This is a genomic window from Alkanindiges illinoisensis DSM 15370, assembly GCF_000619845.1.
GTDB lineage: Bacteria > Pseudomonadota > Gammaproteobacteria > Pseudomonadales > Moraxellaceae > Alkanindiges > Alkanindiges illinoisensis.
This window is the reverse complement of the sequence record NZ_JHUX01000003.1, coordinates 921,696-946,410: the sequence shown is the minus strand read 5'-3', so window position 1 is coordinate 946,410 and position 24,715 is coordinate 921,696. Positions and strand designations below refer to the sequence as shown.

At 45.4% G+C, this 24,715-nt stretch carries 19 protein-coding genes; 5 read left to right on the top strand and 14 right to left on the bottom strand.

Annotation, left to right across the window (positions count from 1 at the left end; genetic code table 11):
• Window positions 1-34: 34 nt before the first annotated feature.
• Window positions 35-1,564 carry a flavin-containing monooxygenase gene (locus Q337_RS16790; RefSeq protein WP_051526565.1) on the top strand — a complete coding sequence of 510 codons (1,530 nt, stop codon included), beginning with the start codon at window positions 35-37 and terminating at the stop codon, window positions 1,562-1,564.
• A gap of 88 nt (window positions 1,565-1,652) precedes the next feature.
• Here the strand turns inward: Q337_RS16790 and Q337_RS0104810 are convergent, their stop codons facing one another.
• The 13 genes from Q337_RS0104810 to Q337_RS0104745 form a co-directional block, all read right to left on the bottom strand.
• Window positions 1,653-3,026: an ABC1 kinase family protein gene (locus Q337_RS0104810; protein WP_026470633.1), complete on the bottom strand. Its 1,374-nt coding sequence runs from the start codon at window positions 3,024-3,026 to the stop codon at window positions 1,653-1,655.
• Window positions 3,027-3,297: 271 nt separating this feature from the next.
• Window positions 3,298-4,590, bottom strand: a complete 1,293-nt coding sequence (gene purD, locus Q337_RS0104805) for a phosphoribosylamine--glycine ligase (RefSeq protein WP_026470632.1) — start codon at window positions 4,588-4,590, stop codon at window positions 3,298-3,300.
• Between the two features lie 158 nt (window positions 4,591-4,748).
• A complete protein-coding gene (gene purH / locus Q337_RS0104800; protein WP_026470631.1) occupies window positions 4,749-6,326 on the bottom strand; it encodes a bifunctional phosphoribosylaminoimidazolecarboxamide formyltransferase/IMP cyclohydrolase in 1,578 nt (525 codons plus the stop codon).
• 154 nt (window positions 6,327-6,480) lie between these two features.
• Window positions 6,481-6,750: a DNA-binding transcriptional regulator Fis gene (gene fis / locus Q337_RS0104795; protein ID WP_026470630.1), complete on the bottom strand. Its 270-nt coding sequence runs from the start codon at window positions 6,748-6,750 to the stop codon at window positions 6,481-6,483.
• A 445-nt stretch (window positions 6,751-7,195) separates the two neighbouring features.
• On the bottom strand, window positions 7,196-8,635 hold the full coding sequence (locus Q337_RS0104785; protein ID WP_026470629.1) for a zinc-ribbon and DUF3426 domain-containing protein: 1,440 nt from the start codon (window positions 8,633-8,635) through the stop codon (window positions 7,196-7,198).
• 37 nt (window positions 8,636-8,672) lie between these two features.
• On the bottom strand, window positions 8,673-9,566 hold the full coding sequence (gene prmA / locus Q337_RS0104780) for a 50S ribosomal protein L11 methyltransferase (protein ID WP_026470628.1): 894 nt from the start codon (window positions 9,564-9,566) through the stop codon (window positions 8,673-8,675).
• 168 nt (window positions 9,567-9,734) lie between these two features.
• Complete coding sequence (locus Q337_RS0104775; protein ID WP_026470627.1) at window positions 9,735-10,925, bottom strand: class I SAM-dependent rRNA methyltransferase; 1,191 nt, start codon at window positions 10,923-10,925, stop codon at window positions 9,735-9,737.
• Window positions 10,926-11,128: 203 nt separating this feature from the next.
• A complete protein-coding gene (locus Q337_RS0104770) occupies window positions 11,129-11,560 on the bottom strand; it encodes a CBS domain-containing protein (RefSeq protein WP_026470626.1) in 432 nt (143 codons plus the stop codon).
• A 340-nt stretch (window positions 11,561-11,900) separates the two neighbouring features.
• Window positions 11,901-12,278, bottom strand: a complete 378-nt coding sequence (gene gcvH / locus Q337_RS0104765) for a glycine cleavage system protein GcvH (RefSeq protein WP_026470625.1) — start codon at window positions 12,276-12,278, stop codon at window positions 11,901-11,903.
• A gap of 158 nt (window positions 12,279-12,436) precedes the next feature.
• Window positions 12,437-13,462, bottom strand: coding sequence for an AraC family transcriptional regulator (locus Q337_RS0104760; protein WP_026470624.1), 1,026 nt, complete (start codon window positions 13,460-13,462; stop codon window positions 12,437-12,439).
• A 152-nt stretch (window positions 13,463-13,614) separates the two neighbouring features.
• The gene (locus Q337_RS0104755) at window positions 13,615-14,532 is read right to left on the bottom strand and encodes a LysR family transcriptional regulator (protein WP_026470623.1); all 918 of its coding nucleotides are present in this window, start codon (window positions 14,530-14,532) and stop codon (window positions 13,615-13,617) included.
• A gap of 390 nt (window positions 14,533-14,922) precedes the next feature.
• Window positions 14,923-15,603, bottom strand: a complete 681-nt coding sequence (locus Q337_RS0104750) for a DUF421 domain-containing protein (protein ID WP_026470622.1) — start codon at window positions 15,601-15,603, stop codon at window positions 14,923-14,925.
• Between the two features lie 195 nt (window positions 15,604-15,798).
• A complete protein-coding gene (locus Q337_RS0104745; RefSeq protein ID WP_026470621.1) occupies window positions 15,799-16,578 on the bottom strand; it encodes a ferredoxin--NADP reductase in 780 nt (259 codons plus the stop codon).
• Between the two features lie 98 nt (window positions 16,579-16,676).
• Between Q337_RS0104745 and tsaA the strand changes: the two genes are divergently transcribed.
• From tsaA to Q337_RS0104730, 3 genes are all read left to right on the top strand, one after another.
• On the top strand, window positions 16,677-17,405 hold the full coding sequence (tsaA, locus tag Q337_RS0104740; protein WP_026470620.1) for a tRNA (N6-threonylcarbamoyladenosine(37)-N6)-methyltransferase TrmO: 729 nt from the start codon (window positions 16,677-16,679) through the stop codon (window positions 17,403-17,405).
• 80 nt (window positions 17,406-17,485) lie between these two features.
• Window positions 17,486-19,252: a GspE/PulE family protein gene (locus Q337_RS0104735; protein WP_034279208.1), complete on the top strand. Its 1,767-nt coding sequence runs from the start codon at window positions 17,486-17,488 to the stop codon at window positions 19,250-19,252.
• 160 nt (window positions 19,253-19,412) lie between these two features.
• The gene (locus Q337_RS0104730) at window positions 19,413-19,769 is read left to right on the top strand and encodes a hypothetical protein (protein WP_051526564.1); all 357 of its coding nucleotides are present in this window, start codon (window positions 19,413-19,415) and stop codon (window positions 19,767-19,769) included.
• Window positions 19,770-19,835: 66 nt separating this feature from the next.
• Here the strand turns inward: Q337_RS0104730 and Q337_RS18290 are convergent, their stop codons facing one another.
• Entirely contained in the window at window positions 19,836-21,311 is a 1,476-nt protein-coding gene (locus tag Q337_RS18290; protein WP_051526563.1) for a hypothetical protein, read from the bottom strand.
• 552 nt (window positions 21,312-21,863) lie between these two features.
• Between Q337_RS18290 and Q337_RS0104720 the strand changes: the two genes are divergently transcribed.
• Window positions 21,864-24,503 carry a bifunctional aconitate hydratase 2/2-methylisocitrate dehydratase gene (locus Q337_RS0104720; RefSeq protein WP_026470617.1) on the top strand — a complete coding sequence of 880 codons (2,640 nt, stop codon included), beginning with the start codon at window positions 21,864-21,866 and terminating at the stop codon, window positions 24,501-24,503.
• Window positions 24,504-24,715 lie beyond the last annotated feature (212 nt).

Sequence of the window (24,715 nt, the reverse complement as noted above, 5' to 3'; positions counted from 1 at the left end):
TTACCCAGCGATTGAAAGCAAAAAGGATGTTTACATGAGTCAGCCTGCGACCCAAGTTTTAGCCAATAGCACCACCGGACTAGACGCTTCTGTATTAATAGTCGGCGCTGGTTTTAGTGGAATGGCAATGGCCATTGCCCTGCAAAAGGCAGGTGTTGATTTTATTATTCTGGAAAAAGGCAATGATGTGGGCGGGACATGGCGTGATAACGTGTATCCGGGTGCAGCCTGCGATGTGCCTTCCCATATGTATTGCTATTCCTTTGAGCCAAACCGCTGGTCACGCTCGTTTGCTGCACAGCCGGAGATTTTTGATTACACCAAAAATGTAGCACAAAAATATCAGTTGTATCCGCATATCCGCTTTAATGTTGAAGTCACCGGTGCGCATTATAACGATGATAACTGCACATGGCAGGTAGATACTGCCAGTGGTCAGCAATTCCGTGCGCGTGCCGTGGTATCAGCGCGTGGTGCCTTGCATATTCCATCTTATCCCAATATCAAGGGCCTGCATGACTTTAAAGGTGTAACCATGCACTCTGCCAAATGGGATCATTCGGTTGATTTACAGGGCAAGCGTATTGCTGTGATTGGGACAGGGGCAAGTGCAATTCAGGTGGTGCCGGAAATGGCCAAAGTAGCCAGCGAACTGTATGTATTCCAGCGCACGCCAGCTTGGGTATTGCCCAAGGCAGATTTTGCCTTCAAGGAAGAAACCAAGGACAAATATGAAAAAAGCCTGCTGGCGCGCAAGTGGTATCGCAACAAGATTTACTGGATTCTGGAAGCCAGCGCCGCCGGTTTTGTGATTGATCCACGCATCATGAAATATGGCCAGAAGCTAGCCTATAAAAACCTGCAACGGGTCAAAGATGAAAAGACCCGTGCAGCATTAACGCCTAACTACACCATGGGCTGTAAACGCGTGCTGCTGTCCAACAGCTATTATCCAGCCTTTAATCAGGACAATGTGCATCTGGTGGGTGGCGGGGTAACTGAAATTAGTGAAAACAGTGTAATGGCAAATGGTCAGGATTACCCGGTTGATGTGATTATTTACTGCACCGGTTTTGATGTAACCAATCAGGCCAACCAGTTTGATATTACTGGCAAGCATGGCAAAAGCATTCAAACCCACTGGAAAAATGGCATGCATGCGTACTTGGGCATTAGCAGCTATGACTTCCCCAATGCGTTTTTCCTGTTAGGGCCAAACACTGGTCTTGGCCATAACTCAATTATTTTTATGATTGAATCGCAGGCCAGCTATATTGCGCAGGCTTTAAAGTACATGAAAAAGCACAAGCTCAATACGCTGGAAGTCAAGCAGGAGGCTGAAGATGAATTTGTGCAGGATATGCAAAAGCAAAGCGATAAATCGGTCTGGAAATCCGGTTGTAATAGCTGGTACTTGGATGAAACCGGACGCAATACCACTTTATGGCCCAGCTTTACTTTTATGTACTGGCTAAAAACCCGTAGTTTTGATCCTGCCAGATACACCAGTGAGAAAAAACTGCCACGGCTAAATCCGATCAAGCGATTGCTGGCCAAAGTATAAATTTTTCAGTGGCTTTGAAAAAATTTAAGCCTTAGGAAAAATAAAAAACCGCAGTTAATGTGCGGTTTTTTTATAAATATTCAAAAGCTTATAAATGCGCTTCCAGCATTTTGCGCATGTTGGTATGCGCATCAATTACCGTCATAAAGGTATAGGCACCAATAAATTTGCGACTAATAAACATGAACTCCTTGGGCGGCACACTAAAATAGCGTGAAGCCATGGATTCTCCAGCCTGCTTGATCACACGGGCATGCAACTGGCTCTTACGCCAGTTATATTTGCCATCGGCATCCATAATACCCGGCGGAAGGTCAGGGTTGTTTTGGAGTGAACTAAAGCTTTCTGTCGCCAGCAGAAATACTTTGGCCATACCGGGTTTAACGCTGGCTGGCATCTGGTCAAAGAAACTGTAACCCTGCATGGCATCAACCATTTTATTCAGATCATGGTGATAACCTGCCACGATCAAGCCGCGTGCCACATTTAATAAATTCTGGTCAAACTGGCGAATAGCCCCAAAATCCAGCAGCACAATCTTGTCTTCAATCTCCTTACCATTACCCAGACGAACCAGATAATTGCCAAAGTTGGGGTCGGTTTGCATTTCGCCCCATTCAAAGATTTCACGAATGGTCACTTCAAGGGATGCTTCACCCAGCTTGTCACGACGTGCTTGCGGCAAGGACAACATCACAGGACTGTTGACAGGTACGCCACGTTCAAAGGTCATGCACAGCACACGGTCAGTGCAGTATTCATCAATAATCTGCGGAACAATATAACGGCCGTCATCTTTTAGACGCTCATAAAAACGCCGGGTGGTATCTGCTTCCATGTGATAGTTGACTTCGCGGTGCATCATCTCGCGCACTTCTTCAAACCACTCGTCAAACTCACGGGTTTGCGGCACCATGCGGGTGAGCTTGAGCATATTGCGAAACAGGCTCATGTCTGAATCAATAGCTTCCGCCACACCGGGATATTGAATTTTTAGTACTACTTCAAGCCCATCAGATTTGCGAATAGCACGATGTACTTGTGCCAGTGAGGCAGTGCCTAATGGTTCATGGTCAATGGTTAAGTCATCCAGCTTGACACCCAGTTCATGGCGCAACTGCGTCTTGATAGCAGGCCAGGATAGGGCAACGGTATTATTATTTAAGGTATGCAGCGCTTCTGTAATTTCTTCTGGCAAGAAATGCTCACCGTACAGAGCCATCATCTGGCCAATTTTAACAATCGAACCTTTGAGCTTGCCAATTTCCTGTACCAGATAATTGGCTTGTTCGCTCATGGCTTGTTTGCGTTTTTTACTTTTGGTTTCTTCATTGGCAAACATGCTGCTGGCATTGGCAGTCGCCCAGCGGGTTCCAGCAACAAACGAGGCTTTGGCAATTGAAAAACGGCGATCAAAAGCAGACGTTTTTAGCTGGTCAAGTTTATCTGAACGATCAGACATATTTGCGTTATCCTCAAACTAAAATGGGATGTAGTGCTCATTTCAAAGACTTGTTATTTTAGTGAAAGAAGCAGAACCCTTCAGTAACAAATCAGTGTCTGTTAAAGCGCTTTGGTGTTTTCAAGTAATTGATTTAACCATTTTTTGCAATAACAGCACGGCAAAAAGAAACCGCTTTTAACACGGTAAGTCAAAAGCGGTTGTACTATTGTAACAAAAGTTTAAGTCAAAATTGGCAGTCTACGACTTTATATTTTAAGACTTATTTGCATTAAGCGCTGGCATTTTGTTCACGCTCAATCGCACGATAACCAATATCACTACGATACTGCATACCATCAAAAGTGACCTGTCCACACACTTCCAGCGCGGCAATCTGTGCTTCCAATACATTATCGCCCAGTGCAGTCACACACAGTACACGGCCACCGCTGGTGAGCACATGACCATCTTCGCTAAGTTTGGTACCCGCATGGAAGATCTTGGTATCTTCAGGTGACTGATCCAGACCAGCAATGATATCGTTAGTTTGGATATCGCCGGGATAGCCTTTGGCTGCCAGCACAATCCCTAAGGCACGGCGTTCATCCCACTGGGCGTCTTTTGGCAAATTACCGGCAATACCAGCTTCCACCAGCTCTACCAAAGATGATTGCAAGCGCATCATGATCGGCTGGGTTTCGGGATCACCAAAACGGCAGTTAAACTCAATCACACGCGGCTGGCCTTGCTCGTCAATCATCAGGCCGGCATATAAAAAGCCGGTGTAAACATGGCCATCTGCTGCCATGCCATCCACGGTTGGCCGCATCACTTGGGTCATTACCCGTTCAAACACATCTGGTGTAACCACAGGCGCTGGGGAATACGCACCCATACCACCAGTGTTTGGCCCTTGATCCTGTTCAAAAATACGCTTGTGATCCTGACTGGTGGCCATTGGCAAAATATTGTTGCCATCAATCATGCAGATAAAGCTGGCTTCTTCACCGTCCAGAAACTGCTCAATCACTACACGGGAACCTGCGTCGCCGAACTTGTTGCCTGCCAGCATGTCATCAACTGCGTCGAAGGCTTCCTGTTCGGTCATTGCAACAATCACGCCTTTACCGGCAGCCAGACCATCCGCCTTAATGACAATGGGCGCACCATTTTTTTGAATGAAAGCCTTGGCAGCCTCTACTTCGGTAAACACATCATAAAATGCGGTAGGAATATTGTGGCGCTTTAAGAAATGCTTGGCAAAGGCTTTGGAGCCTTCGAGTTGTGCGGCATACTGGGTTGGTCCCCAGATTTTTAAATTTGCTGCACGGCAGGCATCTACCACGCCATTGACTAGTGGCGCTTCCGGGCCAACAATAATCAGATCAACCTTGCTGGTTTTAGCAAACTCAACAATAGCCGCATTATCCAGAATATTTAAATCTACGTTTTTGCATTTATTTTCAAATGCGGTTCCAGCATTGCCCGGCGCAATAAAAATCTTGCTAACACGCTCATCCTGCGCACATTTCCATGCCAGAGCATGTTCACGTCCACCACCGCCTAAAATCAGAATATTCACTTTATTTATCCTTAACTTTAAATCCCTTCCTGCTGTATCAACGCTACACTCTCTTTAAAAAGGGAGAAGCATCAAAATTCTAATAAAATCATAGAATTTATGGCAAGTCCCCCTTGAGAGGGGGGAGTTAAGGGATTTTAAATATGATTGACTATAAATTAATGACGGAAATGGCGCACGCCGGTAAATACCATGGCAATGCCATGCTCATCAGCTGCTGCAATGGTTTCAGAATCACGCATTGAACCACCCGGTTGGATAATGCAGGAAATTCCTACGGCTGCTGCATTATCGATGCCATCACGGAACGGGAAAAATGCATCAGATGCCATAACTGCGCCCTGAACATTTAAACCAGCATGTTCGGCTTTAATGGCAGCAATACGGGCAGAGTTAACACGGCTCATCTGACCTGCACCAATACCAATAGTTTGACGCCCTTTGGCATACACAATGGCATTGGACTTCACGTACTTGGCAACTTTCCAGGCAAAAATCAGGTCATGGATTTCAGCTTCGGTCGGTGCGCGCTTGGTCACAACCTTTAAGTCAGCTTCACTAATAATAGCCAAATCCTGATCCTGTACCAGCAAGCCACCAGTCACACGTTTAAAGTCCAACTGGCTGGCACGCTGTTCAAGTGCAGGTAATTCGCCACACACCAGCACACGTACGTTTTGCTTGGCTGCGGTAATTTCCAGCACACCGTCTTCAATGGCTGGAGCAATAATCACTTCAACAAACTGGCGATCAATAATGGCTTTGGCAGTTGCTTTATCCAGCATGCGGTTAAAGGCAATGATCCCGCCAAATGCAGATTCAGGATCAGTGGCATAGGCCAGATCATATGCTGTCTGAATACCATCCAGTGATACTGCCACGCCACACGGATTGGCATGCTTAACGATCACACAGGCTGGCTTGGCAAATGATTTAACACATTCCAGCGCGGCATCAGTGTCAGCAATATTGTTATACGACAGCTCTTTGCCCTGCAATTGCTTGGCAGTAGAAACAGAAGCCTCTTTGGCAGTACTTTCCACATAGAAAGCAGCGGTTTGATGCGGATTTTCACCATAGCGCAGATCTTGCGCCTTAACCAGTTGCAGGTTAAAGGTACGGGCATAGCGATCAGCAGCTTCATCGGCCTGCTTGTTAACGCGTGCACCAAGATACTGGGCGATCATGCCATCATATTGGGCAGTATGTTCAAATGCTTTTACCGCCAGGTCAAAACGGGTAGCATGCGACAGGGTTTTACTGGCTTGTAGCTCGCTAACTACAGTGCTGTAATCACTGGCATTAACCACAATACCTACAGATGCGTGGTTTTTGGCTGCTGCACGCACCATGGTTGGGCCGCCAATATCAATGTTCTCGATTGCATCTTCAAGTGAGCAGCCCGGTTTTGCTACGGTCTGTGCAAAGGGATACAGGTTAACAATAACCAGATCAATGGGCGCAATGCCATGTTCCTGCATGACGGCTTCATCCAGCCCTCGACGCGCTAAAATACCCCCATGAATTTTGGGGTGCAGGGTTTTAACCCGGCCATCCATCATTTCCGGGAAACCTGTGTGTTCAGAAACTTCAACCACAGGAATATTATTTTCCTTTAATAGTTTATAAGTGCCACCCGTAGACAGCAGCTCAATGCCAAGCTCATTAAGCTTTCTGGCAAATTCAACAATACCGGTTTTATCGGATACAGAAATTAAAGCGCGTGAGACAGTCATATTTCGTCAAAATTCAAAAGGTTGAAGAAAAAGCTTTAAAGCAGTGACTTAAAAGCGATAACTTGAATATCGCTAGATAAGCACAGCCATTTAAAAGTAAAACCTAAAGAAAAATGCCTGTGAAGGAGTCACAGGCACTTGTTCATATCAGGGCTTATTCGCTCATCAAACCATGAGTTTTAAGCTTTTTGCGCAAAGTACCGCGGTTTAGGCCCAGAATTTCAGCAGCACGGGTTTGATTACCACGGGTGTATTCCAACACGACAGAAAGAAGCGGTTTTTCCATTTCAGCCAAGACCATGTCGTACACTTGAGAAGGCTGTTCGCCTTGCAATTGTGCAAAATAATGACGTACTGCACGATCAACATGGATACGTAATGCCACATCAGACTGAGCAGTAAAAATAGGGGACTTGCTATTCATGGTTAAAAATCCAAAAACGAAACCACACGGTGCAACAGTAAAACTGTGCAGGTTAAAAATTCATCAGCGTGAAAATGCTTTAACACAGGTAGCGAGCAAGCAGGTTTGCCAACAGTTTTAAGCGTAAAAATGATATTTTTAAGGTGATGGCGAATAAAAAACAAGCAACAAAACCAAAGTTAAGTTGGTTAAATGTTAATCAGCCAAAAACAACAAAAAAATATTGTATTGCCCGCTTAAGGTTAAGCAGGAAAATACGTCAGACTAAACGCTTAAAAATTTGCAAAATACAATACGCTATTTGCGAAAGAGCACTGCCACAGTGCGGCGCTATAATAACACCATGTCAAAGCTTACGGCAGCCCTTGCGCGTTTTTTATCCAAAATAAATCGCTTGATTTTTACTGCCAAATTATGGCAGTGCTATAGCACTCAAGCCTTGCAATTAGTGGTATTGCGGCTCGAGGCTAAAGCTTTGGATGTCTGCACGACGGGTTTTGATGGTGAACTCAACCGGATAGGGTGTTTTAGTAGCCAGGCGAGTCAGGGTTTTTAGGTTATCCGGCAAGTATTGACGTGGCTGGATAATCTGGCTGGCAACGGTTTTGCTATCACGCTTGAAGCTTAGACGCAACGCAGGAAATGGCTGGCTTAAACTGGCACTATTGCTAAGCTGTGCACGAAAGGTAGTTTCGCCCAAGCGGTTATTAGGGATTAGCTTGACCTTTTTGATATGCAGTTCATCTGCATTCATGTAGGGAATCTGGCAGCCAGTGATGCTACATAGTCTGGAGATATAACCTGAGGTCTTGGGGTCCATGGCCATATGTTCAAAGTTAAAGTAAATATACTGGCCAATCAGCAGAGCTACCATCAGTAAGGACATTAGGCCCCAGCCAATAAAATAAAATGGATTATATTTTACGGTAGTGGGTCTTAAGATCCGGTGACTGGCTGGTCTGGGAGCAGTTGTATTACTGACCCCTGCTTTCGGGGTAGTACTTGGCATGGTGACTGCGCCAGTCCGGTTTAAAAAGCTAAGTAAGTCTTCATCATGATCAACCGGTAGCCGCTGTAGTACATTTTCAGGCAAGGGTGTATAGGCTGGTGGCGCAGGGGTAACCACAATTGGCTTTAGTTCGGACTCAATATTCACTACTGGTTTTTTGTCTTCTTCCAGCAAATCATTGATCCAGCTGTCATCAGCCCCAGCATGCAGTTTTTCCACATCACTGAGTTCCTGCTGCTTTAACACATCAATATCTTCAAAAGTATCATCCAAAAACTGCTGGTTAAAACTATCACCTAGAAAAGGCGAGTTTTGCTTATTGTCAGGCATCGGTAATTCATCATCCTCAAATAAGCCGGCATCATCTGAAAACAGGAGCTGTTCTTCCGCTACGGGAGCTACCTGCGGGTTAACAGGAAGTTTCTCAGGCATACCTGCTTCAGGGGGTAGCTGGGCAATATCGGCAAATACTAAATCAGATTCCGAAGCAGCCTGCTCAGGAAAAATATGTTGCGGCGCTGGCTGCGTGGAAGATTCAATATTGCCAATGCGTCCGGCATGTGCAGGCTGGGTTGGTACAGCATAGCTACTTATTGCACGGGTAACCTGCTCGGGCTGTTCAGCAGGCACAGCGAGGTTTGGTGTTTCACTGGTGGTAGGAAGAATGAAAGGAGTTGGCGGCGTCACATCACTGGCGGTTTCAGCACCATACTGCAAAGGCTTTACCGGATTATTGGGTAGTACCATATTGGCCGTTGCATCAAAAATCTGATGGCACTGACCACAGCGAGCCTGGCCGCGATAAGCATTTAATTGCAAGGCTGTAATGTAAAATGCACTATGACAAAATGGACAGCGTGTCTGCTTGACTGTCATTTGTACCCAACTCCATGTCTGTCATTAAAATTATAGTTTATACAGATGCCAATCTTTCCCCAGATAAACGACACCAGTTTTCTTCTCTCTGACCAAGTGTATGCAAATTAAACCATTTTGCATAGCTTTGTCTTAAGTCTTCAACCTGTTCTTCGATAATACCAGCCATTGCAATAAGAGCCTGTGGTTTAGCTAATGTTGCAAAGGTTGGTGCCAGATGCATAAGTGGGCCAGCCAGAATATTGGCAACAATCACATCGGCTTGTAAATTCGGGAACTGTTGCTCAAATTCTTCAGGCAATCCTGCCCAGATTTTATCTTCAACCTTGTTTAATTCGGCATTTTGCTGGGTGGATAAAACGGCTTGTGGATCAAGATCAACTGCATAAACCTGCTTTGCACCTAGCAACAAGGCAGCAATGCCCAGAATGCCGGAGCCACAGCCATAATCAATCACAACTTTGTCTTTCAAATCCTGCTGATCCAGCCATTGCAGGCACAAAAAAGTACTGGCGTGATTCCCAGTGCCAAAGGCCAATCCCGGATCAAGCATCAGGTTAATGGCATTATCATCTGGCGGGCTTAACCATTCTGGGACAATCCATAGCCGGTCACCACACTGAATTGGTTCATAATGATCCATCCAGGCGCGCTCCCAGACCTGTTCTTCCAGATAGTCGTGGTGAACATTGGCACCGGGTAACTGAGTGGACAAAAAATCTTCCAGTTGTTCAACGTCAGAATCTTCATAAAACAGGCCAGTCACAACAACCTGATCCCATAGCGGCATTTCACCCGGCAATGGTTCAAGCAGGGCCTGATCCTGTGCATCATCCAGAATAACGCTCACTGCACCGAGCGATTCCAGCAGCGTTTCTGCCAGTTGAACCTGATCCTTGGTAACCGTGGCACGAACCTGTAACCAACGCATAGCTATCCCCAATATATAAAAAAATTAAGCGGCAAATCGCAATAATTTAAAGTTATCCAAAATTTAGAGCTATCCAAGCTGTTTAAGCCGAACGCCAAGCTACATTGAACGCCGCTGGCTAGATTGACAAAAGCAAATGAGCAGATAAATCCTGATGAAAGAACAATACTAAATTGATGTGACTTTAAACATAAAGCATTTTAAATAATCTGCTTCCGGCATGGAAAGCAGGCGAGGGTGATCCGCTGCAGGGCGCGCCTGATGAATCAGTTGCACCTGCTTGTTTTGCCGTCTAGCGACTTGCTGAACAATTTTAAGCAATTCATCGCTAGTCATATGCAGAGAGCAGGAGGCAGAAATGAAAATACCACCGTCATTAATACGTTTGAGTGCGTGTTCATTGAGCACAAAATAAGCCTGACGGCCCTGGTCAAAGTCACGGCGCTTTTGAATCAAGGCAGGTGGATCAAGCACAATCACGTCATAGGTGGTGTTGTCTTGTGCCTTAAGCTCGGTTTTGAGATAGTCAAAAGCATCGGCACAAATGGTTTGTACATTATTCAGCTCATTAAGCTGGGCATTAATGCCAATCTGGTCGATGGCTTTTTGCGAGGCATCTACACAGGTCACTGTTGAGGCACCATGTTTTGCTGCCTGAATGCCCCAGCCTCCAATATAGCTAAATACATCCAGCACAGACTTACCAGCAACACAGGTATTAAGCCACTGGCGGCCATCACGGTGGTCAAAGAACCAGCCCGTTTTCTGGCCGTCTACAGGTGCCTTAAACTGTACGCCATTTTCAATCAATTCAATGTCATCAAAAGATGCGCCAACATGCTCGGTATATTCGGGCAGTTGCTCGATATGGCGACCTTTGCCATCATTTTTAAACAGGATTCTGCAATCTTGGCCAAAGATTTCCTGTAAAGCTGCAATCAGTTCAGGTTTGGCTTGTTCAATGGCTTGCGTGCTAATTTGTACAACGAGAATGTCATTAAAACGATCAATTACCACACCGGGTAGAAAATCACCTTCACCAAAGACCAGTCGATAATAAGGCTGCTGAAAAATGGTTTCACGCAAAGCTAGTGCTGCCTGAATTTTCTGGCGAAAAAAAGCCTGATCCAGCACTGTCACTTCATCAAGGCTAACAATACGCGCGCAAATTAGGGACTGTGCATTAAAGCTGGCAGTCGCAATAAACTGACCGCGATAGTCTTCCAGATGCACCAGATTGCCAGAAATGGCTTTAAGCGGTGTAACTTGTGTCTCTACTTCATTGGAATACACCCACAAATGACCATCACGCAAGCGTTGCTGTTCACGTTTCTTGATGCGTAAGCGCGGTAAACTCATGGGTAAATCCAGGCAAAATACTTAAGCCCCACAGTATAACGGCTCTTTAATCAGTTGGTGACACTATTACATACCAAATGATTAGCAATTGATTGATAACAGTACGACGCTCAGCTTTAAGCGCTATTTTTTAACAGCAAACTCAAACTAATTGATGAGCCAAATTTTCAAAGCGGCAACACCGGAAATCGGCCAAAACTATTTCAACCACTGATGTAATTTTGTAGCTGGTCAATCATGCTTTGTTGTTCAGCCATGACATTTTTAACCAGATCGCCAATGGATACCAACCCAGTCAACTGATCATTGTCAACTACCGGCAAGTGGCGCAAATGCTTGTCAGTCATCAGTTTCATACAATGCTTGGTGCTGTGCTGCGGCGTAACAGTCAATACGGCGTGGGTCATGATTTCAGAAACTGACGTGCTATAAGAGGAACGCTCCATTAAAGCCACCTTTCGGGCGTAATCGCGCTCACTGATAATGCCAACCACTTTAGAGTTTTGCGTCACTACCAGCGCGCCAATCCCTTTATCTGCCATCAGGGTGAGGGCTTCAAGCACCGTGGCATCCGGTGAAATGGTGTAAATATCCTGATTGGTTTTATTGTTTAAGATGTGGGCAACGGTTTGCATACTTATTTTCCTGAACTTATCGTTAATAAATGATTAATGGCGCATGCTGTTTCAATCATTCCTATAGGTTTTAATGGATTTTTATGCAAATGAAAAGCGCACCACGCAAATTAGCTTAAATTTTTAATCCTCATTTCAGGCGGCTGATTTTTATGCACCACTTTGTATGATTGTTAAGCCTTTTTGGATGAGTGAAACTGAATTGGTAAAAAAATTATCTTGCCTTACTTTTTAAAAACTTTATTGCCAAAAATATAAAATCCCTTACAGGAAGGGATTTTAATAAAGCCTGACGCCAAAAATCTTGGTTAATGCTTTAGCCAACCAATGCCGGATTTAATTAATCCAGGCTGGCCACATAATCATCAGCGGATAACAGCGCATCCAGTTCACTTGGATTATCAGGGCGAATTTTATAAATCCAGCCTTTGCCATACGGGTCAGTGTTAATAATTTCCGGATCATCTTCCAGCGCCGGGTTGATTTCAACCACAATACCTGAAACTGGGGCATGAATATCGGAGGCTGTTTTTACCGATTCCACCACACCAGTCGGTTCGCCAGCTGTTACGGTGCTGCCCACTTCAGGAATTTCAACATAAACCAGATCACCCAGCGAATCCTGAGCATGATCTGAAATACCAGTAACAATCAGATCATCTTCCTGTCTGGCCCATTCGTGAGTGCCAACATATTTCAGCTCGCTAGGATGATTCATGATTTAAAACTCCCTCAAATGTATTTGTCCCCAAAAGAGGACTTTAAAGTCTGGCGCAAGTGTAGCGTTTGTTTTCTACAAATTGTAGCCCCAGTGTTTGGAATGGTTTTAAAAATCAGCAAAGTCCAGTGTTATTACCTTGTTTTACCCAATAGATTTTACAGATAAGGGTCTTTACGCCAGTTGCCCGGTGTGCGGCCGGTCCAGCGCTTAAAGGCACGGGTAAAGTTGCCGACATCGGAATAACCCAGCTCATCAGAAATTTGTTCAAGACTATAATCTGAACGTGACAATAGCGAGACTGCATGACGATAGCGCACTTCATCCACCACGTTGGAATAGGACGTGCCTTCAGCAGCCAATTGTCGCTTCAGCGTGCGATCCGACATGTGCAGCATATCGGCAATGGTTTCAATGGTCGGGTAGCGGTCATTACATTGTGTGAGTAAGTCGCGTACTTTCATGGCAATACGCTTGCGTTCGCCCAATGCGGAAAGCTCGGCTTCGCACTGGTTAATGGCAATCTGGCTGGCAATCGGGTCAGCATTGATGAGTGGCAGGCTCAGGTAGCTTTTGTCAAAATAAGCCACCAGATGCGGCTGATTAAACTTGATATCGGCAGTAATAAGCTTTTGATATTTTTCAAAATCCTTGGGTTCTGGAAAATCACATTCAATTTCTGCATAAATGTCTTTACCGGTTAAAGCCTTGCCCATGGTTAAAATACCCACAGTCAGGGCAATCAGTACTTCCTGGCGCAGCGGTTCAAGGTTAAGTTCATCACAGGTAAGCTGTAGTCGGGCCTTGGGTTGCATGGTAGAGACATGCAAGTGAATAAAGGGCACACGGATATGAATAAAACGTGACGCCAGCATCAGTGCTTCGGTAACATTGGATGCACTCATGATGGCATAGCCAATAAAGCCATGAATAGAAATGCGCATCTGGGTGCCAATATGATACCCAAGACTATTTTCACCAGTGAGCTCAATAGCGTGTTTGAACAGGTTATTGGCCAATGGCAGGGCAATTCTAAAGCTGGGTTCTGCCAGTTGCTCACTGGTCAGGTTAAATGGTGAAAAAAGGGTATGTTCGCTAATTCCAAAGCGTGACACTACCTCTAGTAACAATAAGCCGTATACACCTGGAATACCGTTATCTGGGCGGGCAATTGGTAGGGTCATGTGTTATCCATTTCTATTTCAGCATGCAGAACATAACCAGACCAAAATAACATGGTCAATGGCATAAAACATCAGCAAAATTGCTGATTGTTAGACAATTTATTCCTTAAATTGACTTTATAAAAGGTGCTTTAAGTGCTGTTTGGTCTATTTTAGCCACGTTGCTTGGAAAAAATCTTGAGTTGATTTAAAAAACCTTCAATAAATGCCTGTTTTATATCTTGCTGGCGATAGGCGGCATACAAAGTGCGGCGTAACCCCTTATGTTGCTGGCCTTTTTCAGCAAATGGAAAGCGGCGGCTTACCACCCAGCCTTTTTGTTCGTAGTCTTTGACCACCCAGTCTGGCAAGGCGGCAATGCCACGACCACTGGCCACCAGTTGAATGAGCATGGGTGTCAGTTCCGTGGTTCGGATATGGCTGGGCTGTAATTCATGCAGGCTTAAAAAACCGGCAATAATATCCAGACGGCTGGGTTCTACCGGATAGGCAATCAGGGTTTGTGCGGCAATATCCTCAGCAGTAATTTCCTGCTGTTGTAATAAAGGATGATTAGGCGAAAGCACCAGCCTGGATTCATAGTCAAAAACAGGCTGATAGGCCAATCCATTAAGTTGCAATTCATCAGCGGTAATTAAAATATCAATATCGCCTTGCTGGAGTTGTTGGTGTGGTTCGGGTTCAAAACCATTAGCAAAATCAAGGTCAACATCAGGAAAGTCTTGACGATATTGGTTAAGCACGGGCATAAGCCAGTCAAAGCAGCTATGGCATTCGGAAGCCAGCAGCAATCGTCCGGTTTGACCATGTGCCATGCGTGACAGTTCAGTGCGGGTATTATTGACCAGCGGCAAGACCTGATCAGCCAGTTCCAGCAGGCGCAAACCCGCAGGGGAAAACTGCAAGGGACGGCTTTTGCGGCTGAGCAGGCTTAGATCCAGCCATTGTTCCAGCTCGCGTAATTGATGCGATAGGGCAGATGGCGTGACATGAATGTGTTGGGCAGCGCCAACCAGCGAACCATGTTCACGCAGCGCTTGTAGGGTTTTGAGATGACGAAGTTCAATCATGGATATCGTCCAATAATATTCTTTTGATTAAAAAATTTCATTTTATCATGAAAAAAGATGAGTTCCATTCATCTTTATCTTAATGCAATATTTGATACTGATTTGCGTGTTGCGTGTTGCGTGTTGCGTGTTGCGTGTTGCGTGTTGCGTGTTGCGTGTTGCGTGTTGCGTGTTGCGTGTAAAGGGTTACTAAAGCTGGGCGGCTTTGAAACTAAAGATAAATTTATTGGGATGTTTTTTACTTTTTTGAATATAAAATTGAAAGTTATGATTTTCGTAGCGCACGTCCTAGGGTGCCCGAGCAAAAGCTACGCAGCATAAACAGTCTTATCTGTAAGAGTATTAGTAACGTGATAAACCATTATATTTGATTAATTTATCCCATATTACCTAATTTACAATCTTATCATTCAGTGCTTTAGCCCATCCTCTTGAATGATGACAACGGCTACATACGTCATCTAGCGCTGAGATATGCTTGACATAACCGCAATGCATGCAGGCATAGGGATGATCAATTTTTAGCATTTTCGCTGGCTGATACTCTTTTGGAAAAATGGGCAGCCCATATTGCGTTTTATCATCTGGAAATAGCAATACACTAAAATCACCATCTGTTTCGAGTAATCCTACCTGCACTTGTCCTAAGTGACGCACCCCATTTTGGCGCATTTCTGCAAAGAACTCATCGTGCGACATTTTGTCCTTTTTGACATCTTCAATTACCAATAAACCATTTTCTACGATATAAGTGGGTTTGCCCTCTAATAAGTTTTCAATAATCTTATATTTCGTTGTTAACCAAGTACATATCCTATAGAGTAGCAGCACAATACCCATAATAAGTACTGCTTGAATAAGAGGTAAATCTTCAGTAAACATGGGGTCACCAGCGATGGAGCCTAGTGACAAAATAATGGTTAATTCAAAAATAGACAGTTGGCGAATACCGCGCTTACCCGTTAATCTTAAAAATAGAATAATTAGGCTAAACATGACAATGGTACGTATGGCTATTTCTGCCGCGAAAGACCATGTGGTGTCATAAATAAAAATATTTATCCAATCCATCTTTTTCTCCGACTAATCTTTTTTAAGCGCTATGTCCCTAATAAGCATGATAAAACTATATTTTAGAATATAATAAAGGCATATTTGCCACACATCCACATGACCTAGAGATGGCAAATCTCTAAATTTTTTGCATAAAAAAGGCTGTGATGATGCATGTTTCCACAGCCTTTTCTACTTTAGCGGTTTAGTGTCTTACTTTTCAACAAACGCGCGTTCAATTACGTAATCACCCATCACGCCCATCCGTGGTGATTCTTTCATGCCATGTGCGTCCAGTAGTGCGCACACATCCTTTAAGAACGCAGGGCTACCACACAACATGGCGCGGTCAGTTTCCGGATTAAAACGTGGCAGGCCAATTTTCTCAAACAATTGCCCGGTTTCAATTGCTGTGGTCACACGACCCTGTGTATGAAACTCTTCGCGGGTTACGGTTGGGTAGTAAATCAGCTTGTCTTTAATGCCTAACTCTTCAAAAAATTCATTGTTGGGCAATTCGTTTAAGATCAGATCCTGATAGGCCAGCTCGCTCACATAACGCGTGCCATGCACCAGAATCACTTTTTCATATTTTTCATAAGTTTCCGGGTCACGAATTAAGGCCAGAAATGGCGCAAGACCAGTACCACTGGACAGGAAATACAGGTTTTTGCCGGGTAATAAATCATCATGAACCAGTGTGCCAGTTGGTTTTTTACTAATCAGGATTTCATCACCAACCTGAACTTTCTGCAAAATAGAGGTCAGTGGGCCGTTTTGAACCTTAATTGAGAAAAATTCCAGTTCTTCTTCATAGTTGGCACTGGCAATCGAGTAGGCACGCATCAGGGGCTTGCCGTTGACTTCCAGACCAATCATCACGAACTGACCATTTTTAAAGCGCAATGCCACATCACGGGTGGTTTTAAAGCTAAATAACGTGTCATTCCAGTGGTGAACGTGAGTAATTTTCTCAACATTAAAAGCGGCCATGAAGCTCTCATCGATATAATAAAAAACAGGGGGCTATTCTAACGCAAAGCAATTGCCTATAAACTGAATTAATCCAATGTTATTTATAAGGAAAAGTGATGAAGTCGGATTTAACAGTACCGGTAATTGGTATTGTGCATTCACCTTTTCATGAAAAATTTGGGATACCCCGTCAGCCGAATCTGGTGCAAGTGCCTGCAATTATTGAATTTAATGCACCTTATGATGATGCACTGGCGTTTGAAGGGCTGGGCGAATTCAGTCATTTATGGCTCATCTGGAGTTTTCATCAAAATAAAGCAGATTCACAAAGCCTCAAAAAATTTCGTACACAAATCCGACCCCCACGGTTGGGTGGCAATCAAAAGCTAGGGGTTTTTGCCAGTCGCAGCATGTATCGCCCCAGTGAGTTGGGATTGTCAGTGGTCGAGCTGGTAAAAGTAATTAAGCAAAACGGCAAGGCCAAGCTGCTGATCCGTGGCGCAGATTTACTCAATGGTACGCCAATTGTAGACATTAAGCCTTACATTGCATATTCCGACGCGATCCCTGAGGCAAAAAGCGGTTTTGCGCAAGCCGCACCGGTACTTTTAAACGTTGAGTGGGCGATACAAGCCAGTGAACAAGCTGATGCTTTAATTGAACAACAACTGTTTGATACTGAACAGCAAGGTTTAATCAATGAACTGTTGGCACTTGATCCACGGCCAGCTTATCAGGATGATGAAAATCGGATTTATGGCATGGCTTATGATTCTGTAAATATCACATTCAGAATAGCAGGTCAGCAAGTTATCGTTGAGTCACTTACCAAAATTCATCGTTAAACCCCAATTACACGATAGACTAAACCACAAAATTTAAGCTTAAAATCAATGTTGAAGCAGTTGCCGCCAAGGAGAGCATTTTGAATAAAAAACATCATTTTTCGTTTCAGGTCGATGTCAGATGGTGTCTGGATGCACTGCTTAAAGATGGCAAAATTTCCCAGCGCGATGTTAACCTCATTGCAACTACTCCGCGCCGCAAGGATCAGTTGCAATGGCATCCGCTGCAATTCATTGCCAGTTTCGATTTAACCGATGTAACCACTCAACAAAAGCTCACACTACCGCTACTATCACAATGGTTAGCCGATAAGGCCGAAGTTCCATTTGTTCGTATTGATCCATTAAAAGTAAATGTGCCTGCCGTGACGGCAATCATGTCGTTTGAATACGCCGAGCGACACCGCATTCTGGCCATCGCAGTGGATAGCGAAACCATTACCATTGGTAGCGACCAGCCCTTTTATGATGACTGGCTGGAAAACCTGTCACATATCGTGCGTCCGCGCCAGATTGTGCGAGTGATGCTCAATCCCGAGCAGTTAAGCCGTTATCTGATTGAATTTTATCAGGTGACGCGTGCTATTGCTGGTGCTAAAGGAACCGGTGGCACAGAAGCAACGGCTAAGGGTGTTGAAGCCTTATTACAACTGGGTGATGTACAAAACCCTGACGCCAATGACCAGCACATTGTGCGCATTGTTGACTGGCTGTTGCAGTATGCCTTCGACCAGCGCGCTAGTGATATTCATCTGGAACCCCGCAGGCAAGGAGGACGGGTGCGTTTCCGCATTGATGGGGTGTTGCATACGGTTTATGACATGCCGGCACCGATTCTAACAGCCGTAATTTCACGGATTAAAATTTTAGGCCGCATGAATGTGGCCGAGCGCCGCAAGCCTCAGGATGGCCGTTTAAAAACCAGAACCCCCAAAGGTATTGAAACTGAGCTGCGTTTATCCACGTTGCCCACAGCTTTTGGCGAGAAACTAGTCATGCGTATTTTTGACCCTGAAGTGCTGGTGCGTTCCTTTGAGCAACTGGGCTTAACCGGGGAAGACTTGGCCAAGTGGAAACAAATGGCAGCGCATCCCAATGGCATTATTCTAGTCACCGGGCCGACGGGTTCAGGTAAAACCACCACGCTGTATTCAACGCTCAAGCAACTGGCTACCGATGAAGTCAACGTCTGTACCATTGAAGACCCCATTGAAATGATTGAGCCAAGCTTTAACCAGATGCAGGTACAGTCAGGGATTGAGCTGGGTTTTGCCGAAGGCGTGCGTGCATTGATGCGTCAAGATCCGGATATCATCATGATTGGTGAGATTCGCGATCAGGACACGGCAGATATGGGAATACAGGCAGCGTTAACGGGTCACCTGGTACTTTCCACTCTGCATACCAATGACGCACCCTCCAGTTTAACCCGCTTGCATGATCTGGGTGTGCAGCCATTTCTAACTGCGGCCACCATATTGGGCGTTATGGCTCAAAGACTGGTAAGAACCTTGTGTGAATACTGCAAGGCGCCTACCACTATTGACCCGGAAAGCTGGAATCAACTGGTTAGTCCCTGGACCAGTAACCCGCCAGCGCAGGTGTATCAGGCAGTTGGCTGTGAACATTGCCGTGGTACAGGCTACAAAGGTCGTATGGGCTTGTATGAAATTCTGGTGCTCACCAATGAAATGAAACGGATGGTGGGTGATGGCGCCAACCTGAACCAGATCAAGCAACAGGCCTACCGGGAAGGCTTGCAACCATTGCGGCTTGCAGGCGCTAAACGGGTTTCTGAAGGAACAACCACGCTGGAAGAGGTGATGCGGGTCGTGCCACTGAGTTAAATGCCTAGGCTTACTTATATATGTTCTGGATGCCTTAAATGAAGTTGTATGCAGGTTTACAGCCCACTACGTTTTAGTTCTGCAACCTATACAGTATGTCGATATTGCCGGGTAACAAAGTCTGCATAATTGTCCCCATACTGTATTCAGGAGCATAACTATGCGCATTAATCATGTGCGTTTTAAATATTTGTCACTGGCCAACATGGTTGTGGCAGGTTTGATGGCAACTCTTGCCATGCCTGTTTTTGCATCTTCTGATAAAGCATGGGCAGACCATGACCGTAAGGTTGCGCAAAAGTGTACTGCAGCCAGTGGCTTAATGAATGCTGTAGTTTCCAGCAAGCCAATATTGTTTGATGATACGGTTGGCTACACTGCCATTACCTTGCGCGGGCATTTAAAACCGGTTGCCGGTTCTCAACCCAAAGCAACAGCAACGCAGGAAAAGTTGTGTCTGTACATGCGCAAAACAGGTCAGGTGCATATTTCTGATATTTCACCGGCTACACGTTAAAACTGCATCAATGCACATAGAAAAATAGGGCAGTTAAGCCCTATTTTTTGTCATCGTAAAAGTGGATTACTGCCACATGGAGTAACGCTTGCCAGCCTGAATCTCTGCAATGAGTTGATCCGTTTCGGTTGCTTCATCCGGATATTTGATTTTGTAGTTATTTAATACAGTTAAGGCATTTTTCTTGTCATCCATTTGCAGATAACTGTGTGCCAAAGCCAGATAAGCTTCCTGATATTCTGCTTTCACCGCAGTATCCAGATGGGAAATAGACTCCCTAAAGCCGCCGCCTTCACCCAAAGAGAATCCATACCAGAAACTGGTTTCCGGATCAGCAGGCTTTAACTTCAGTAAACGCTGGAAATAAACAGCCGACTTAAAGGCAGAATCCGGGCCTGCATCCATATTGCGCGCCAGTACATGCGCTTTCATGGCACGCAGCAACAAATCATAGGAAGCACGCGGATCTACCGCGATTTGATCCAGTCGCTGGGTAATTTGCTTGATTTTCTTCTCAGCCTTCCAGCGCTCGTACTTATCTTTAAAATAAGTGGGGTAATGACGTGCCTTACCTTCAAGCAGGGTAATATCCTTATCAATTTCGGTAACATCCAGTGTTTCATCGCTGGGTGCAGGCATACTGGGTGTTTTTATCATCTGCTGCTGATGGATAGGAATCAGGATTTTAGCAGTGTTGCTTGTGGTTATATTGCCAATGGCGGCATTGCTGGCAGCCACTGGTGATGTACCAATTGGGGTTGTCGTGGCGCTATCTGGTGTCGCGGTGGCTGAAGCAGCTTGTGTGTCTGTTGTGGCATTTATAGTGGCCGCGCTAGGCTGAGTTGCGGTAGCACTGCTATCAACGCTTGCGCCATTTGTGCCAGTTTGCGTATTGTCTGGAGAAGCAGCAGGCACCGATTGAGGGCTAGTCGCTTGAGTGTTGTTCATTTGAGCCTGACTGGCTGCAAGGCTGGCAACGGCTTGATCATCCAGTTTCAAAGCAGGATCAATCTTTAATAAGGCAGCTTGCGTGTCCTGCGGTTCAGCTACCGGAATACCATTACTGTCAGTGGCTAGTGTTGCAGGAACGCTATTGGCTGCTGTGCTATTGGAAGTTACCGGTGTAGCTGGTGTATTTGCAGCACTTGCCTGAGCTTGCATAGCCTGATTTGCATCCGTCGCGTTCAAACTACCATCGGTATTAACTGTGGCTGCGACAGCAGTGGTTTGTGCTGTGGCATCGACTGGTACAATCAGGGGCAAACGGGTAACCACCTCACCTGTGGCAGGATTAATAATTTTTGGGGTAAGTGCTTCACGGATTTGCTGCACAATAATCGGGTTTAGTGGCTGCTCATAATTCCGTGGGTTTAAATGGTAATGGGGTGCCGAGGTTTCCGGTTCCACCTTGCGTAATACCAGTGGCTGTGGTGCAGGTTGTGGTGTTTGAGGAATAATAATTTCTTGTTTTACAGGGGCAGGACTACAGGCGGTTAATGCGGCAATCGCGCATGCCAGCGGAAGGATATAAAATTTTTTCATATTTAAACCTGAGCGTGTTCCTTGGTTGTGAGATCTAGTAGCAACAACAGTTGATAGCAATAGCAACAGGCAGTCTAGAAAAATGAACCAGCGCTGGCAATGCTTGCGACCAGCAATATTGCATCAAAATGTAGAATTACGAATGAGTTGCTCAAAGTTTGAATAAAATGTGCCGAAAAGTTACTTTTTTATAGTTCTTAAATATGATTAAGAAAGTCACACTTGTTCAAAGGCATAATCAATCTTTTAGAAGTTTATAGTTAATTAAAACTACACGACAAACCTTACGATTAAATAGTTAATAATTGAAACCTGCAAAAATCTGCGCGCTTTATTGAGATCACAAGCTCAGCCTTAAGGGTGTTGGTCAAAAATTATTTACGCTCCCAAAACTATCATTTATTTAAAAAATAATGGGCATTTGTAGCAATTGCCATTGTTACATTAACTTTTGGCTTGAAATTTAGTAAAATCCACGCATCCATAATTGCGTGTACTAAGCAAGCATGTTTAGAACAGCGCGCAATGAACATCCACAAGAGGAATAACACCGTGCTAGAAGCCTACCGCCAACACGTTGCTGAGCGTGCTGCACTGGGTGTCCCGCCAAAACCGCTGGACGAAACTCAAACTGCTCAACTGGTTGAATTGTTAAAAAGCCCGCCGGCACATGAAGAGCAATTTTTAGTTGATTTGCTAGAAAATCGTGTTCCTGCTGGTGTAGACCAGGCTGCTTATGTTAAAGCCGCTTTTCTGGCTGCTGTTGCAAAAGGTCAGGCCACTTCTCCGTTGGTAACCAAAAAGCGTGCAGTTTACCTGTTGGGAACCATGCTGGGCGGCTACAACGTTGCACCACTGGTTGACTTGCTGGATGACAGCGAACTGGGTGCAGATGCTGCTGAAGCACTCAAGAGAACCCTACTGGTATTTGATGCATTCCATGATGTTGCTGATAAAGCTACCGCTGGTAATGCCAATGCACAAGCGGTGTTAAAATCATGGGCAGACGCCGAATGGTTTACCAGCCGTGATGATGTACCCGAAGAAATCAAGATTACTGTTTTCAAGGTAACTGGCGAAACCAACACTGATGACTTGTCTCCTGCACAGGATGCATGGTCACGTCCAGATATTCCATTGCATGCTAATGCCATGCTGAAAAACGTGCGTGAAGGGATCAATCCTGAAAAACCGGGCGAAGTGGGCCCGATGAGCCAGATCAAGGAACTGATTGCTAAAGGTAATCAGGTTGCCTACGTGGGTGACGTGGTTGGTACTGGTTCTAGCCGTAAGTCTGCTACCAACTCTGTACTGTGGTTCTTTGGTGATGACATTCCGCATATCCCGAACAAGAAAGATGGCGGTGTATGTCTGGGTAGCAAAATTGCGCCGATTTTCTTCAATACCATGGAAGATGCCGGTGCGCTGCCTGTTGAGATTGATGTTAGCAACATGAATATGGGTGACGAAGTTACCCTGAAAATCAACAAAGAAACTGCAACTGTTACTGCGTTCAAAAACGGCGAACAAATTGCTGAATCCCAGTTGAAAACTCCGGTTCTGCTGGACGAAGTTCGTGCTGGTGGCCGTATTAACCTGATCATTGGCCGTGGCCTGACCACCAAGGCGCGTGAAGCTTTGGGTCTGGCGCCATCCACTTTGTTCCGTACCCCAGTACAACCTGGTGATACTGGTAAAGGCTTCACTCAGGCACAAAAAATGGTTGGCCGCGCTTGTGGCTTACCAGAAGGTCAGGGCGTGCGTCCGGGTACTTACTGTGAACCAAAAATGACCACTGTTGGCTCTCAGGATACTACTGGTCCAATGACCCGTGATGAACTGAAAGACCTGGCTTGCTTGGGTTTCTCTGCTGATCTGGTGATGCAGTCTTTCTGTCATACCGCCGCGTATCCAAAGCCAGTTGACGTGGTGACTCACCACACGCTGCCAGACTTCATCATGAACCGTGGTGGTGTAAGCTTGCGTCCCGGCGATGGTATCATTCACTCCTGGTTAAACCGCATGCTGTTGCCTGATACCGTTGGTACTGGCGGTGACTCTCACACCCGTTTCCCAATTGGTATTTCTTTCCCGGCAGGTTCGGGTCTGGTGGCGTTTGCTGCTGCGACTGGCGTAATGCCACTGGATATGCCTGAATCTGTACTGGTGAAGTTCAAGGGCAAAATGCAACCTGGTATCACCCTGCGTGATTTGGTACATGCCATTCCTTACGTTGCCATTCAAGCGGGTGATTTAACCGTAGAGAAAAAAGGCAAGAAGAATATTTTCAACGGTCGTATCCTTGAGATTGACCTGAGCGAATATGAAGGCGACCTGACAGTTGAACAAGCATTCGAATTGTCTGATGCGTCTGCCGAGCGTTCTGCTGCGGGCTGTTCGATCACCCTGTCTGAGAAGGCTGTTGCTGAATACCTGACCTCCAACATGACCATGTTAAAGTGGATGATTGCAGAAGGTTATGGCGATGCGCGTACCATGGCACGCCGTGTTGAAAATATGCAGAAATGGCTGGATAACCCAAGCCTGATCAAAGCGGATGCTGACGCTGAATATGCCAAGGTTTATGAAATTGACCTGAGCACGATCACTGAGCCAGTATTGTGCTGCCCGAACGATCCAGATGATGCCAAGCTGTTGTCTGATGTTGCCGGTGCAAAAATTGATGAAGTGTTCATCGGTTCTTGTATGACTAACATCGGTCACTTCCGTGCTGCTGGTAAGCTGTTGGAAAAAGTAGAGGGTGGTTCTTTATCAACCCGTCTGTGGCTGGCTCCGCCAACCCGTATGGACGAACATCAGTTGATGGAAGAAGGCTATTACAACATTTATGGTCGTGCCGGTGCGCGTACCGAAATGCCGGGCTGTTCACTGTGTATGGGTAACCAGGCACGTGTAGCACCAAATACCACTTGTGTGTCTACATCTACCCGTAACTTCCCGAACCGTCTGGGTCAGGGTGCCAATGTTTATCTGGCTTCTGCTGAGTTGGCCTCTGTTGCTGCGGTATTGGGTCGTTTGCCAACTGTTGCTGAATACATGGGTTATGCCCAGAACATCGACAGCATGGCTGGCGAAATCTATCGCTACATGAACTTCGATCGCATGGGTGAATACACTGCTGAAGCGGGCAAGGTTGATACTAAAAAGATCAGTGCTGCTCAGTTGACTTGAATGAGGGATAGAGAGGCACTGCCTCTCCCGAATGCAAGGCGAGGGCTATGCCCGAGTTGAATGTTCTAGAAGTTTGATTTAAAAAAGAAGCCCTGCTCAAGTGAGTGGGGTTTTTTAATACGACATTTTGTGCCGCGTGAATTAGAATTAAAAGAATGTTTGTTCGGGAAAATGCCTACAATTTCTAAAATTTGTTTGATAAGGTGAGAAAT